The sequence below is a fragment of the Kitasatospora sp. NPDC005751 genome (assembly GCF_040630835.1).
GTDB lineage: Bacteria > Actinomycetota > Actinomycetes > Streptomycetales > Streptomycetaceae > Kitasatospora.
The window spans coordinates 67,192-81,751 of sequence record NZ_JBEXYC010000007.1; the positions used below are offsets into that span (position 1 = coordinate 67,192).

The window sequence follows — 14,560 nt, forward strand, 5'->3', positions numbered from 1 at the left end:
TCACCCGAATGGGTAAGGAGTGCGGCAGTGGGGTAGTTGAGCGTTTCATCCCGTCCAGAAGCATCCGCGTGTCCGCGTAACAGGATCGCCCCGGCCGCGTTACGTCCGACGTATTGTCAGGCCACCGAGGCCGGGCCTACGGTCTACAGACCACGTTCTACGCACGTAGATGTGTGCGTCGCCGCATGCCGACGCGTGCCGGAACCCGAGGCAGATCCGCCCCGTCAACCCTCAGACCGCAGGCCCGACCCCCCCGGCCGGGCCACGGAGTTGCGGAGGTACCCATGTCGCAGATCGTCCGTGCCGCCCTCGTGCAGACCCGGTGGACCGGTGATCAGGAGACGATGATCGCCCTCCACGAGCGCCACGCCCGCGAGGCCGCCGCCCAGGGGGCGAAGATCATCGGTTTCCAGGAGGTCTTCAACGCCCCGTACTTCTGCCAGGTCCAGGACCCGGAGCACTACCGCTGGGCCGAGGCCGTCCCGGACGGGCCCACCGTCCGCCGGATGCGGGACCTCGCCCGCGAACTCGGCCTGGTCGTCGTCGTCCCCGTCTACGAGGAGGAGCAGCCCGGTGTCTACTACAACACCGCCGCCGTGATCGACGCCGACGGCAGCTACCTCGGCAAGTACCGCAAGCACCACATCCCCCAGGTCAAGGGCTTCTGGGAGAAGTACTACTTCAAGCCCGGCAACCTCGGCTGGCCCGTCTTCGACACCGCCGTCGGCAAGGTCGGCGTCTACATCTGCTACGACCGCCACTTCCCCGAGGGCTGGCGCGCCCTCGGCCTGGCCGGGGCCCAGATCGTCTACAACCCCTCCGCCACCAGCCGCGGCCTCTCCGGCTACCTCTGGCAGCTCGAACAGCCCGCCGCCGCCGTCGCCAACGAGTACTTCGTCGCCGCGATCAACCGGGTCGGCACCGAGGAGTACGGCGACAACGACTTCTACGGCACCTCCTACTTCGTGGACCCGCGCGGCCAGTTCGTCGGCGACGTCGCCTCCGACAAGGAGGAGGAACTCGTGGTCCGCGACCTCGACCTCGGCCTCATCGAGGAGGTCCGGCAGCAGTGGGCGTTCTACCGGGACCGCCGGCCCGAGGCCTACGGTCCGCTCACCGAGGCGTGAGGGAGGCACCCACCGTGACCCGCACCGTCATCCGCGGCGGCCTCGTCATCACCGCCACCGACGAGATCCACGCCGACGTCCTGATCGAGGGCGAGCGCATCGCCGCCCTCGCCGCCACCGACAGCGACGCCGCCCGGGCCTGGACCGCCGACACCGTCATCGACGCCACCGGCCACTACGTCGTCCCCGGCGGCGTCGACGCCCACACCCACATGGAGCTGCCCTTCGGCGGCACCGCCGCCTCCGACACCTTCGAGACCGGCACCCGCGCCGCCGCCTGGGGCGGCACCACCACCATCGTCGACTTCGCCGTCCAGCCGGTCGGCGGCTCGCTGCGCGAAGGCCTCGACACCTGGCACGCCAAGGCCGACGGCAACTGCGCCGTCGACTACGCGTTCCACACCATCGTCTCGGACGTCAACGACGCGGTCCTCAAGGAGATGGACGCCCTCGTCGACTCCGGCGAGTCCACCTCCTTCAAGCTCTTCATGGCCTACCCCGGCGTCTTCTACAGCGACGACGGCCGCATCCTGCGCGCCATGCAGCGCGGCGCCGCCAACGGCGGGCTGATCATGATGCACGCCGAGAACGGCATCGCCATCGACGTCCTCGTCGAGCAGGCGCTCGCGGCCGGCCGCACCGACCCCCGGTACCACGGCGAGGTCCGCCGCGAACTCCTGGAGGCCGAGGCCACCCACCGCGCCATCAAGCTCGCCCAGGTCGCCGGCAGCCCGCTCTACGTCGTCCACGTCTCCGCCGCCTCGGCCCTCGCCGAGCTCGCCCGGGCCCGTGACGAGGGCCTGAACGTCTTCGGCGAGACCTGCCCGCAGTACCTCTTCCTCTCCACCGACAACCTCGCCGAGACCGGGGCCGACGGCTTCGAGGGCGCCAAGTACGTCTGCAGCACGCCGCTGCGCCCCCGCGAGCACCAGGAGGCGCTCTGGCGCGGGCTGCGCACCAACGACCTCCAGGTGGTCTCCACCGACCACTGCCCGTTCTGCTTCGCCGGCCAGAAGGAACTCGGCCGCGGCGACTTCTCCAAGATCCCGAACGGGCTGCCCGGCGTGGAGAACCGGATGGACCTCCTCCACCAGGCCGTCGTCGACGGCCACCTGACCCGCCGCCGCTGGATCGAGGTGGCCTGCACCACCCCCGCCCGGATGTTCGGCCTGCACCCGCGCAAGGGCACCATCGCCCCCGGCGCCGACGCCGACGTGGTCGTCTACGACCCCACCGCCGTGCAGACCGTCTCCGCCGCCACCCACCACATGAACGTCGACTACTCGGCCTACGAGGGGCGCCGGCTCACCGGCCGGGCCCGCACGGTGCTCTCCCGCGGCACCGTGATCCTCGACGACGGCACCTGGCTGGGCCGCGCCGGACACGGCGCCTTCCTGCGCCGCGACACCTGCCAGTACCTCACCTGACCCGCTCCCCGTACCGCCGTGGCCCGGGGCCGTGCGTCGGCCCCGGGCGGCCCCACCCTTCCCTGGAGCTCCCCGATGGACATCGGCCTCGTCCTGCAGACCGACCCGCCCGCCCGCCTGCTCGTCGACCGCATGGTCCGCGCCGAACGGGCCGGGTTCAGCCACGGCTGGACCTTCGACTCCTGCGTCCTGTGGCAGGAACCCTTCGTGATCTACAGCCGGATCCTCGCCGAGACCACGACGCTGACCGTCGGCCCGATGGTCACCAACCCCTCCACCCGCACCTGGGAGGTGACCGCCTCCCTGTTCGCCACCCTCAACGACATGTACGGCAACCGCACCGTCTGCGGCATCGGCCGCGGCGACTCCGCGATGCGGGTGGCCGGCCGCCGCCCCGCGACCCTCGCCCGGCTCTCCGAGGCCATGCACGCCATCAAGGAGCTGGCCGAGGGCCGCACCGTCGAGGTGGACGGCACCGAGATGCACCTGCCGTGGGTCCGCGAAGGCGCCCTGCCGGTCTGGATGGGCGCCTACGGGCCCAAGGCGCTCGCCCTCACCGGACGCCAGGCCGACGGCTTCATCCTCCAACTCGCCGACCCCTACCTCACCGAGTACATGATCAAGGCCGTCCGCGCCGCCGCCGCCGAGGCGGGCCGCGACCCCGACACCGTCACCATCTGCGTCGCCGCCCCCGCCTACGTCACCACCGACGACTCCCCGGCCGCGCTCGCCCACGCCCGCGAACAGTGCCGCTGGTTCGGCGGCATGGTCGGCAACCACGTCGCCGACCTGGTCACCCACTACGGCGAGCACTCCAGCCTCGTCCCCGAGGCCCTCACCGCCTACATCAAGGACCGCCAGGGCTACGACTACAGCCACCACGGCCGGGCCGGGAACCCCGACACCGCGTTCGTGCCCGACGAGATCGTCGACCGCTTCTGCCTGATCGGCCCGCCCGCCGCCCACCGGGACCGCCTCGAACACCTCCGCTCCCTGGGCGTCGACCAGTTCGCCGTCTACGCCATGCACGACGCGGTCGAGGCCACCATCGACGCCTACGGCACCGACGTCATCCCCCGGCTCCGGCAGGAGGCGCGCCCCGGTGAAGGGTGACCCGCCGCCGACCGACCGCGCCGCCGCCACCGGCCAGTACGAGCACGGGGACGGCCGGGTCGAACCCGACCCCGCCGCCCCCGCGCTGCCCGCCAACGGCTTCACCAACGACGACCTGCGGCCCGTCCCGGTCGCCCGCCGCACCTGGACCACCTACAACTTCCTCGCGCTCTGGGTCGGCATGGCCCACAACATCCCGTCCTGGACGCTCGCCTCCGGCCTGGTCGCGCTCGGCATGGACTGGAAGCAGGCCGTCCTCACCATCGCCCTGGCCAACCTCGTCGTGCTCATACCGATGCTGCTCACCGGCCACGCGGGTACCAAGTACGGCATCCCGTTCCCGGTCTTCGCCCGCGCCTCCTTCGGCCTGCGCGGCGCCAACCTGCCGGCGCTGCTGCGGGCCGCCGTCGCCTGCGCCTGGTTCGGCATCCAGACCTGGATCGGCGGCGAGGGCATCTTCCTGCTCGCCGGCAAGCTCCTCGGCGAATCCTGGCGCACCGCGGCCGAGTTGGGCGGCCACCCGTGGACGCAGTGGCTCTCCTTCCTGCTGTTCTGGCTGATCGAGATGGCCGTGATCGCCCGCGGCATGGAGACCCTGCGCCGGTTCGAGAACTGGGCGGCCCCGTTCGTCATCGTCGGGGCCCTGGCCCTGCTGGCCTGGATCACCGTCAAGGCGGGCGGCTTCGGGCCGCTGCTCGACCAGCCGTCCCGGCTCGGCTGGGGCGGCGACTTCTGGAAGGTCTTCTTCCCCGCGCTGATGGGCATGATCGGGTTCTGGTCGACCCTCTCGCTCAACATCCCCGACTTCACCCGCTTCGGCGGCAGCCAGCGCGCCCAGATCCGCGGCCAGGCGCTCGGGCTGCCCACCACGATGACCCTCTTCGCGCTGCTCTCGGTGCTGGTCACCTCCGGCTCCCAGGCCGTCTACGGCGAACCGGTCTGGGACCCGATCGCGCTCGCCGCGAAGATGGAGAGCCCGGTGGGCATCCTGTTCGCCCTGCTGACCGTGCTGGTCGCCACGCTCTCCGTCAACATCGCGGCCAACGTCGTCTCGCCCGCGTACGACCTCGCCAACCTGCTGCCCCGGCTGATCACCTTCCGGACCGGGGCACTGATCACGGGTGTGATCGGGATCGCGCTCTTCCCCTGGAAGCTGATCTCCGACCCGCACGTCTACATCTTCACCTGGCTCGGCCTGGTCGGCGGCCTGCTCGGCACGGTGGCCGGCGTGCTGATCGCCGACTACTGGGCGCTGCGGCGCACCCGTCTGCTGCCGGCCGAGCTCTACCGGCCGCACGGCGCCTACTGGTACACCGCCGGCTGGAACTGGCGGGCCGTGGCCGCCCTGGCCACCGGCGGCGTGCTGGCCGTCGGCGGCTCCTACGGCGGCCCGTTCCCGGTCGACGGCCTGCTGCCCGCCCTCAAACCGCTGGCCGACTACGGGTGGGCCGTCGGCTTCGCCACCTCGTTCGCCCTCTACCTCGTGCTGAGCCGGGGGACGGGCCGGCGCCGGCGGTAGGGGCGGGCCCGCCGGGGCCGTGCCGGGGGCCGTTCCGGGGGCGCGTGGGGGCGGGTGGGGGCCGGTGGGGCCGTTCGGGGTCAGGAGGCGAGGCGGTCGACGGCGGCCAGGACCCCGGCGGTGCCGTCCTCGGCGGCCAGCGCGGCGGCGACGGCCCGGGCGCGCTCCCGGTAGTGCGGCGTGTCCAGCGTGCGGCGGACGGCGGCGGCCAGGCGGGCGGACGTGAGGGCGGGGAGCGGGACCGGCCCGGGGGAGGTGCCCAGGCGGGTGAGGCGCGCGGACCAGAACGGCGCGTCGAGCTGGGCGGGCACGGGGACGGCGGGCGTGCCGGCCCGCAGGGTGGCGGCGGTGGTGCCGGCCCCGGCGTGGTGGACGACGGCGGCCATCCGCGGGAACAGCCAGTCGTGCGGGGTGTCGTCGATGGTGAGGACGTCGTCGGAGTCGGCCGCGCCGAGGCCGCTCCAGCCGGCCTGGAGGACGGCCCGCACCCCGGCGGCACGCAGTCCGGCGAGGACGGTGGCGCTCAGCGCCGCCGGATCGGGGACGACCAGGCTGCCGAAGCCGACGAAGACCGGCGGCGGCCCGGCGGCGAGGAAGTCGACGAGGCGGTCCGGCGGTCGCCACCCGGGCTCGCTGTGCGGCCACCAGTACCCGGCGACCTCCAGGCCGGGTCGCCAGTCGGCGGGGCGCGGCACGACGGTCGGGGAGAAGCCGTGCAGCACGGCGTGGGCGCGCCGGGTCCGGGCGATGCCGCGCGCCGGCAGGCCGAGCCGGTGGCGCAGCCCGCGGACGGCGGGGGCGAAGAGGCGGTCGGCGGCGGCCTCCACGGCGTGGCCGGCGAGCAGGTTCCCGGTCCGGCCCAACGACCGGGTGCCGGTCACGGAGGGCGCGAACTCCCGGGTGGGGGCGATCGGTTGGAGGTAGAGGCCGATGCTGGGGATGCCGGCGGCCTCGGCGGCGACCTGGCCGAGCGGGGTGGTGGCACTGGTGGTGAGCAGCAGGTCGGTGCCCTGGGCGGTGGCCGCCACGATGGCGTCGCCGAGGGCGGGCATGAAGGAGCGGCCGAGGCGCAGGAGTTGGAGGAGGGACAGCGGTCCGGAGCCGGACCGCAGGACCCGCTGGCCGCGGTCGGAGGCGAGTTCGGCGCGCGGATCGACCGGGAGCGGGCGGAACTCCAGGCCCGCGGCGCGCACCTGGCCGGCGAAGGTGGTGTGGGTGGCGACGGCCACCTGGTGGCCGGCCGAGCGGAGCCGGGCGCCCAGACCGGTGAAGGGCGCCACATCGCCCCGGGACCCGGCGGTGGCGATCAGGATGCGCATGGCCGCAGTATCGCGGCGCGGCCGGTCGCGCCGCCGGGTGCCACGCCCGGCGCACTGCAACCGAGGGGGCGCACGGCGGCGTCCTCGCCGGTGAGACGGCCCGCTGGGAGTGCCGTGACGGAGGGCGGGAGGACGCATGAGCATCATCGCGTGGATCGTGCTGGGTCTGGTGGCCGGGGCGCTGGCGAAGCTGCTGCTGCCGGGCAGGGACCCGGGCGGTCTGGTGGTGACCACCCTGATCGGCATCGCCGGGTCGTTCGTCGGCGGCTGGATCTCCTCGCGAATCCTGGACAAGCCGGTCTCGGCGCACTTCTTCGACCTGGCCACCTGGGGCTCGGCGATCGGTGGCGCGCTGGTCCTGCTGATCCTCTACCGGATCTTCTTCGGCAACTCCCGCAGCTGAGCGCCGTAGGTGACCGCCTGCGGTGGCCCCTGCCGGTGACCGGCAGGCCGGGTCGGGCGTCGGAACCGCCCGACCCGCCCGAACCGCCCGACCCGGCCGGCCGTGCCGGCTACGGCTCGGCCACCCACCCGGGCAGGTCCTCGCGGGCGTCCAGCCAGGCGGCGGGCACCCCGGCGAGGCCGGTCCGGGCGGCGACCACGCCGCCCGCGATCGCGCACGTGGTGTCCATGTCGCCCCAGCCCTCCAGGGTGTGCCAGAGCGCGTCCGGCAGGGAGTCCGGGTGCGTGGCGGCGGACCAGAGGGCGAACGGCACGGTGTCCGGGGCGGAGATCAGGAGCCCGGACCCGAGGACCTGAGCGGCGTGCCGGACGCTGGTGTGCCCCGGCAGCCGGGCGGCGGTCCGCAGTCCGGAGCGGACGTCGCTGTCGGGCAGCCGGGCGGCGACCTCGGTGAGCCACTCGGCCCTACCGGGCGGTCGCTGCCCCCGGCTGCGGGCGGCGAGCGCCGCCGCCAGCGCGACCGCGACGGCCCCCGCCACCGCCTCCGGGTGGAAGTGCGTGGTGAGCGCCTGCAGTTCGGCCTGCCGGGCCACGGTGTCCAGGTCTTCGGCGAACCAGGCGCCCAGCGGGGCGGCCCGCATGGCGGCGCCGTTCCCGTAGGAGCCCTGCCCGCCGAACTGCTCCGCGGTGACGCTCCGCCAGTCGGCGCCCGCACCCACCGCCCGCAGCACGCCGTGCATCGACGGCCCGTACTTGCGCCCGTACGCGGTGGCGTACTCCTCGGCGAACCCGGCCGCCAGTTCGTCCTGGTGGACCGCGCCGCGGTGACGGAGATGACGGACCAGGACGAGCGCCATCGCGGTGTCGTCCGTCCAGTGCCAGGGCGCCTAGCGGGGCAGCCGGGCGGCCAGTGCGGCGGGAGCCTCGTCGAGCGGGGCGGAGAACCAGCGGTCGCCGAAGGCGTCGCCGAGGGCGAGTCCTTGCAGGCTGTCCAGCGCCGGTCCGGTGGCACGCAGGCCGTCCTCCCGAGGGGAATCGATCATGCGTGGGAGTCTGCCGGGTGCCGCCACGGCGGGGCGAACGCTTTTCGGCGGTGGGGCCGGGCGCGAGCCGGGCCAGGATGTGCGGCCCCGGGTGAGCGGCCCCGGGTGTGCGGGTCCGGGCACGAGGGTGTGGTCGGTCAGCGGGTGAGGAGGCCGCCGAGGAGGAGCTTCCAGAGGGCGGCGAAGCGCTCCGGTGCCTGGGGGTCGGACCACTCGGCGGCGTACGCGGGGTCGTGGAAGTGTGCGGTCGCCTCGAACAGGGCCCGGGCGGTCGGGCCGACCGGAGCCGGCCCGAACTCCCCGCTGTTCACCCCGGCCTGGACGATCCGGCCGATCTGTTCGACCAGGGTGTCGATGTGGGCCTCGACGGTGCTGCTGGTCTCCGCGACCAGCACCAGGTAGGTCGCGAACAACTGGGGGTCGTCGAGCGCCTTCTTCCGCTTGGCGGCGAACAGCGTCTCCAGCCAGCGGTGCAGGCGCTCCACCGCCGGGCCGGACTCGGCGGTGATAGACGCCAGGCTGTCGTGCGCCTGGTCGAGCCAGCGCTGGGTGACGGCCTCGCGCAGCGCCGCCTTGCTGGGGAAGTGGCGGTAGACGCTGCCGTGGCTGACGCCGAGGGTGCGGGCGACGTCCACCACGGTGGCCTTGGCGGGGCCGAACCGCCGGAGGACCTCCTCCGTCGCGCCCAGGATCTGCTCGGGAGTGAGTGCGCTGTCCGTGGTCACGGGGAGGTACGTCCTAACGGGGTGGTGCGTCCGTCGCCGGGGCGGCGGACGGTGCTGCGGCTGACGGGCGGGCCGGGGCAGGGCCCCGCCCCGGCCGCGAACCGGCGACCGCCGGGGTGCCGGTCAGTGCTCGCTGTCGAGGTGGGCCATCTGAGCGGCAGCGTACCTGTCCCCGGCGGCGGACCCGGCGGGGACGGCGGCCTCGATGGCGGCGAGGTCGGCCGGGGTGAGGGCGACGTCCAGCGCACCGAGGGCTTCGGCGAGCCGGTCGCGACGGCGGGCGCCGACCAGCGGCACGATGTCCTCGCCGCGCGAGGCGACCCAGGCGATCGCGACCTGGGCGACGCTCGCGCCCCGCTGCTCGGCGACCGCGCGCAGCGCCTCGACCAGGTCGAGGTTGTGGGCCAGGTTGTCGCCCTGGAAGCGGGGGCTGTGGCCGCGGAAGTCCGAGCCGGCCAGCGCGCGCCCGTTGTCCCAGTGCCCGCTGAGCAGCCCGCGCGAGAGCACGCCGTACGCGGTGACGCCGATGCCCAGCTCGCGGGCGGTGGGCAGGATCTCGGCCTCGATGGACCGCGAGAGCAGTGAGTACTCGATCTGCAGGTCGCTGATCGGGTGCACGGCGGCGGCCCGGCGCAGCGAGTCGGCGCCGACCTCGGAGAGGCCGATGTGGCGGACGTGACCGGCCTTGACGAGGTCGGCGATCGCGCCGACCGTCTCCTCGATCGGAACGCTCGGGTCCAGCCGGGCCGGGCGGTAGATGTCGACGTAGTCGGTCCGCAGCCGGCGCAGCGTGTAGGCGAGGGCGGTCTTGGTGGCGGCCGGGCTCGCGTCGTAGCCGAGCCACTGGCCGTCCGGGGCGCGCTGGGCGCCGAACTTCACGCTGATCTGCACGCTCGCGCGGTCCCGGCCGCGCAGCGCGTCGTGGATCAGCAGTTCGTTGTGGCCCATGCCGTAGAAGTCGCCGGTGTCGAGCAGGGTGATGCCCGCCTCGAGTGCGGCGTGCACGGTCGCGATGCTCTCGGCCTCGTCGGCCGGGCCGTAGAGGTCGGACATGCCCATGCAGCCGAGGCCGAGGGCGGAGGTGGTGGGGCCGGCGGCGCCGAGCGGGCGCTGCGGGATCCGGGAGGTCGTGGTCACGGGGTGCTCCGGCGGGGTGAGGGGGTGGAGGTCCGGCGGCCACGCGGGGCGCGGGCCCGCCGGATTCCACTATGGCACCTCGACTGACAGATTTCAAAGTTTGTCAGCCGTCATCTGTCAGTCGTCACCTGTCACCTGTCATCTGTCACCTGTCATTCGTCAGTCGCTCACCCGGCTGCGGTTCTCGTAGGCCAGATCCGTGTACTCGGGGTGGCGCAGCATCCAGCCCTTGATGAACGGGCAGGTCGCCAGTACCGCCAGGCCCCGTTCGCGTGCGTTGTCCAGCGCGGCCCGAGCCAGCGCGCTGCCGATCCCCTGCCCCTCGTACGCCGGCTCGACCACGGTGTGCGGGTAGACCACCAGCCGGTCGCTGCGGATGTACTCGGCGAAGCCCGCCGGGGCGCCGTCCACCCGGGCCTCGAAGCGGTTCTCGGCTTCGGCGTCGTGCACGGTGACGGTCATCGAAGGCTCCTCGCGGTAGGTCGCGGAGCCGGGGCCGGCCCCGGTCCATCATCGAGTTCCGGAGGCCGCACCGCCCGTCGGTCGGCCCGGTGTTACCGCGGCCGCGCCGTCTCCACGCCGGACGGCCTCGCCGTCCGGTGGACCGCGGGTCGCCCCCGACGAGGGGCAACCGGGCGCCGGGGCACCGCACTTGGGCCGGTGCCGGGTCGCCCGGGCCGGTGCCGGGCGCGCCGCCCCGGTGCTCTCGCCCGGTCACCTCCGCCGCGACGTCCACCCGGCCGACGGGTCGCGCCACGAGTGCCTCCGCCGCCGCCGCGTATCGCGACGGACGGCCGCGCCGACGGCCCGCTTCCTCGTACCGGGCGCTGAGCCGGGGTCACCCATCCGGCGTGGAAAACCCGCGCCTTGGGCGTTTGGGCTGCCGAACCCGGGCGCCGGGTCCATGGTGGAGATGGGCGCGATCCGGCGACCGCGCTCGCGCGCCGATCCAGGCCCGCGCGCCGTGCGCCCGCCGCCGTTCTCCGACGGGTGCCCGAGGCAGGGCCCGGCCCTCCGGCGCGCTGGGAGCAGGGCCACCTCGCAGGAAGCCGAACGGTTCTTCTAGGCTCACATCTCGGCTTCCCCGTGGCGGTGCCGTAGCTGCGCCCGCCGCATCGAAGCCGCCGTCCACGGGGGCTCCGGGCCGACCGGGGCCTCCGGATCGAGCGAGGAGGACGCAATGCCAAGCATGCCGCCCAGCCGTTCCACCGCACTTGGGCCAGACGGGCCGGCCTGGCAGGTCGTACGCCGGGCCGGGGCCGCGCGCCCCGGCTGGTCCGGGCACCCGGGCTGGTCCGGTCGGCCGGTCCGGCCGCTGAATACCGGCGGCGGCCGCGGAGGCGAGCGTTGAGTCCTCAAACCGTCCGGCCGCCCGCCGCGTCGACCGTGACCACCGCGGCCGCCGGCCCCTCCTCGGCCACCGTCGCCCCTGTGACTCTCGCCACAGCCACAGCCACAGCCACGGCCACAGCCACAGCCACGGCCACAGCCACAGCTGCGGCCACGGCCCCAGGTCCAACCACCACCACACCCAAGGCCGCGGCCATCGCGGAGGCGGTGCAGGCGGTGCGGTCCGCACCGACACCGGCCGCGACACCAGCCGCGACGCCGCCCCGGCCCGAGCCCGCCCCCTCGGCCCGCCCCACCGCCTCCGCCCAGGCGTTGCCCGTGGGGCCGCCCGCCCCTCCGGCCGCCGACGGTGATCCCCACGCCGGCCTGACCGCCGCCCTCCCCGGACTGCCCCAGGCCCTCAGCTCCCGCGCCCGTACGCTGGCCGGAGCCGTCCGACGCCGCTGCGCGGACCTCGCCCGCATCGAGTCGCCCAGTGGCGACGCGCCCCGACTCGACGCCCTCGCCGAGGAGTTGGCCGCCGGATTCCGCGCGACCGGCGCCACCGCCCACCGCGAGCCCGGCCCCGCCGGTGATCACCTGGTGCTCCAGTGGGACGGCCAGGACGAGAGCCTGCCGCACCTCCTCGTGGTCGGCCACCACGACACCGTCTGGCCGGCCGGGATCCTGAACGACTGGCCGGTGACCGAGCAGGACGGCACCCTCAGCGGCCCCGGCGTCGTCGACATGAAGGGCGGACTCGCCGTCCTGGAGGGCGCGTTCGCACTGCTGGCCGACCTCGGTCAGCGCCCGCACCGCACCGTCCGGCTGGTCGTGGTCTCGGACGAGGAGGTCGGCAGCCCGGACGGCAGGCGCCTGGTCGAGCGCCAACTGCGCGGCGCGGCGGCCGTCCTGGGGCTCGAACCGCCGCACCCGGACGGCCGGCTCAAGACGGCCCGCCGGGGCAGCACCCGGGTGCGGCTCACCGTCACCGGGCGGGAGGCGCACGCCGGCAACGACGCCGGCGAGGGGGTCTCCGCGGTGGACGAGCTGGTCGACCAGCTGGTCGCGGTCCGTGACCTCGCCCGCCGGCCCGGTACCGAGCTCAACGCCGGGCGGATCAGCGGCGGTACCCGCGCCAACGTGGTGGCCGGCCGGGCCGAGGCCGAGCTGGGTCTGCGCTTCTCCACCGGTGAGGCGCAGCGCCGCACGCTCGACAGCCTCGCCCGGCTCACCGCGCTGCGGCCCGGGGCCCGGGTGCGGACGGAGGTCCTGTCCAGCCGGCCGGCCTGGCCGGAGCGCACCGCCAACCCGCTGCTGCGGCACGTCCGATCGCTCGCGGCGGTGCTCGGGCAGCAGTTGGACGGCGGCCCGGCCGGCGGCGCCGGTGACACCAACTTGCCGGGCTCGCGCGGCCTGCCGACGCTGGACGGCTTCGGCGCGGTCGGGGCCGGGGCGCACGCCCGGCACGAGCACATCCGGATCGATCAGCTGGCGCCCCGGATCGCGCTGCTGGCGGCGCTCCTCGCCGTACCGCTGCCGCGCCTGCGGGACCGGTCGGAGGGGTGAGCGCGCCCCCGTCGCGGTAGCGGCGGGCCGGGCCGGGTGGGCCCGTCGTCCGACCCCGGACGGCGGGCCCACCGCCGTGGGGCCGGTTGCGGTGAGCGGCTCCCCCGCCGGGGCCGCCGTGACGCGCCGCGACGGACGGGTCGCTGCCCAGCGGGGTCCGGCGAGGCCACAGCGGGGCCCCGGTGAGGCCCCCGGGGAGACGGCGGCCGCCACCCGCGCCCCCGCCCGGGGCGGTCCCCGGCGCGGGAGCGAGTCCCGGCGGACCCCGGGCGGCCCGGTTCCCTTGTCAGGGCGCCGCCTCACCGCGCACAATGGTACCGACCGAACGGTCAGTCGGTTGCCGTGAGGGCGGCGGCCGAGCCCGGCACACCGCGCTGCCGGTGGCCGGTGCACGGGGCGCCGCTGCGGGGACGCGAGCGGATCGCGCCCGGGCACCGGCCACCGGGGCACCGGCCGCCGGGCGCGGACCGCAGGGACAGGACGCGAGAGGGGCGAGTGGTGACAACAGAGGTGGCCGAACCGGCCTCCGCGCAGACGCAGGAGGAGCGGTTCGAGGCGGTCGTCGCCGCCGAGCAGCGGATCGAACCCCGGGACTGGATGCCCGACGCCTACCGGGCCACCCTGATCCGCCAGATCGCCCAGCACGCCCACTCCGAGATCATCGGCATGCAGCCCGAGGGCAACTGGCTCACCCGTGCCCCGTCGCTGCGCCGCAAGGCGATCCTGCTCGCCAAGGCCCAGGACGAGGCCGGCCACGGCCTCTACCTGTACGCCGCCGCCGAGACCCTCGGCGTGGACCGGGCGGAGCTGACCGAGAAGCTGATCTCCGGCCGCCAGAAGTACTCCTCGATCTTCAACTACCCGACCCTCACCTTCGCCGACGTCGGTGTGATCGGCTGGCTGGTCGACGGCGCCGCGATCTGCAACCAGGTACCGCTCTGCCGCTGCAGCTACGGCCCGTACGCGCGCGCGATGGTCCGGATCTGCAAGGAGGAGTCCTTCCACCAGCGCCAGGGCTACGAACTGCTGATGACGCTGATGCGCGGCACCGACGCCCAGCGGCGGATGGTCCAGGACGCGGTGGACCGCTGGTGGTGGCCGTCCCTGATGATGTTCGGTCCCTCCGACGCGGAGTCGCCGAACACCGCCCGCTCGATGGGCTGGCGGATCAAGCGCCACACCAACGACGAGCTGCGGCAGCGCTTCGTCGACATGACCGTCCCGCAGGCGGACCACCTCGGGGTCACGCTGCCCGACCCGGCGCTGCGCTGGAACGAGGACCGGGGCTGCTGGGACTTCGGCGAGCCGGACTGGTCCGAGCTGACCAGGGTCATCCAGGGCCAGGGCCCGTGCAACGCCCAGCGGGTGGACCGCCGCCGCGCGGCCCACGAGGACGGCGCCTGGGTCCGCGAGGCGGCCACCGCCTACGCGCGCAAGCGCCGGGCGGAGAGCCGCCCGACCGCCCCGGCCGCCACCTCCCCGGCCGCCACCGCCCCGGCCCCGACGGCCGGACCCGAAGCGCCGAGCGCGCAGAGCGAGGAGAACGGAAAGTGACCGAGTCCAAGGCCGGCTGGCCGCTCTACGAGGTGTTCGTGCGCCCCCGGCGCGGACTGAACCACGTCCACGTCGGCTCGCTGCACGCGGCCGACGACCGGATGGCGCTGCTCGCCGCCCGTGACCTCTACACCCGGCGCAACGAGGGCGTCAGCCTCTGGGTGGTCCCCTCCGCCGCGATCACCGCCTCGACCCCGGACGAGCGCGACCCCTTCTTCGCCCCCAGCGGCGACAAGGTGTACCGCCACCCGACCTTCTACGACATCCCCGAGGATGTCCCGCACATCTGACGGGGA

General features: G+C 74.7%; 13 protein-coding genes and 1 pseudogene. 8 read left to right on the forward strand and 6 right to left on the reverse strand.

What is annotated here, in order from left to right; genetic code table 11:
* Positions 1–284: 284 nt before the first annotated feature.
* The 4 genes from ABZ497_RS10010 (at position 285) to ABZ497_RS10025 (ending at position 5,186) form a co-directional block, all read left to right on the forward strand.
* Entirely contained in the window at positions 285–1,127 is an 843-nt protein-coding gene (locus ABZ497_RS10010; RefSeq protein WP_329490481.1) for a nitrilase-related carbon-nitrogen hydrolase, read from the forward strand.
* 14 nt (positions 1,128–1,141) lie between these two features.
* A complete protein-coding gene (hydA, locus tag ABZ497_RS10015; RefSeq protein ID WP_329490482.1) occupies positions 1,142–2,554 on the forward strand; it encodes a dihydropyrimidinase in 1,413 nt (470 codons plus the stop codon).
* Positions 2,555–2,629: 75 nt separating this feature from the next.
* Entirely contained in the window at positions 2,630–3,667 is a 1,038-nt protein-coding gene (locus ABZ497_RS10020) for a TIGR03842 family LLM class F420-dependent oxidoreductase (protein WP_359804228.1), read from the forward strand.
* On the forward strand, positions 3,657–5,186 hold the full coding sequence (locus ABZ497_RS10025) for an NCS1 family nucleobase:cation symporter-1 (protein WP_359804229.1): 1,530 nt from the start codon (positions 3,657–3,659) through the stop codon (positions 5,184–5,186). Before ABZ497_RS10020 ends, ABZ497_RS10025 begins: the two co-directional genes overlap by 11 nt.
* A gap of 80 nt (positions 5,187–5,266) precedes the next feature.
* Here the strand turns inward: ABZ497_RS10025 and ABZ497_RS10030 are convergent, their stop codons facing one another.
* Positions 5,267–6,505 (reverse strand): glycosyltransferase, encoded by a 1,239-nt coding sequence (locus tag ABZ497_RS10030; protein ID WP_359804230.1) that lies wholly within the window; start codon positions 6,503–6,505, stop codon positions 5,267–5,269.
* Between the two features lie 136 nt (positions 6,506–6,641).
* On the opposite strand from ABZ497_RS10030, the gene ABZ497_RS10035 reads away from it, so the two are divergent.
* Complete coding sequence (locus tag ABZ497_RS10035) at positions 6,642–6,908, forward strand: GlsB/YeaQ/YmgE family stress response membrane protein (RefSeq protein WP_329490487.1); 267 nt, start codon at positions 6,642–6,644, stop codon at positions 6,906–6,908.
* A gap of 109 nt (positions 6,909–7,017) precedes the next feature.
* On the opposite strand, the pseudogene ABZ497_RS10040 reads toward ABZ497_RS10035, so the two are convergent.
* The 5 genes and pseudogenes from ABZ497_RS10040 to ABZ497_RS10060 all read right to left on the reverse strand — a co-directional run.
* A pseudogene (locus ABZ497_RS10040) lies at positions 7,018–7,779 on the reverse strand (ADP-ribosylglycohydrolase family protein); the annotation flags it as partial.
* 15 nt (positions 7,780–7,794) lie between these two features.
* Positions 7,795–7,950: a hypothetical protein gene (locus tag ABZ497_RS10045; RefSeq protein ID WP_359804231.1), complete on the reverse strand. Its 156-nt coding sequence runs from the start codon at positions 7,948–7,950 to the stop codon at positions 7,795–7,797.
* A gap of 137 nt (positions 7,951–8,087) precedes the next feature.
* Positions 8,088–8,675, reverse strand: coding sequence for a TetR family transcriptional regulator (locus ABZ497_RS10050; RefSeq protein WP_329490489.1), 588 nt, complete (start codon positions 8,673–8,675; stop codon positions 8,088–8,090).
* Between the two features lie 123 nt (positions 8,676–8,798).
* Positions 8,799–9,812, reverse strand: coding sequence for an aldo/keto reductase (locus tag ABZ497_RS10055; protein WP_359804232.1), 1,014 nt, complete (start codon positions 9,810–9,812; stop codon positions 8,799–8,801).
* 159 nt (positions 9,813–9,971) lie between these two features.
* A complete protein-coding gene (locus ABZ497_RS10060; protein ID WP_359804233.1) occupies positions 9,972–10,274 on the reverse strand; it encodes a GNAT family N-acetyltransferase in 303 nt (100 codons plus the stop codon).
* A gap of 1,206 nt (positions 10,275–11,480) precedes the next feature.
* Here ABZ497_RS10060 and ABZ497_RS10065 point away from each other — a divergent pair.
* The 3 genes from ABZ497_RS10065 to paaB all read left to right on the forward strand — a co-directional run bounded on the left by ABZ497_RS10065 (position 11,481) and on the right by paaB (position 14,554).
* The gene (locus ABZ497_RS10065) at positions 11,481–12,710 is read left to right on the forward strand and encodes a M20/M25/M40 family metallo-hydrolase (RefSeq protein WP_359804234.1); all 1,230 of its coding nucleotides are present in this window, start codon (positions 11,481–11,483) and stop codon (positions 12,708–12,710) included.
* A gap of 498 nt (positions 12,711–13,208) precedes the next feature.
* Complete coding sequence (gene paaA / locus ABZ497_RS10070; RefSeq protein ID WP_359804235.1) at positions 13,209–14,264, forward strand: 1,2-phenylacetyl-CoA epoxidase subunit PaaA; 1,056 nt, start codon at positions 13,209–13,211, stop codon at positions 14,262–14,264.
* Entirely contained in the window at positions 14,261–14,554 is a 294-nt protein-coding gene (gene paaB, locus ABZ497_RS10075; protein ID WP_329490494.1) for a 1,2-phenylacetyl-CoA epoxidase subunit PaaB, read from the forward strand. Before paaA ends, paaB begins: the two co-directional genes overlap by 4 nt.
* Positions 14,555–14,560 lie beyond the last annotated feature (6 nt).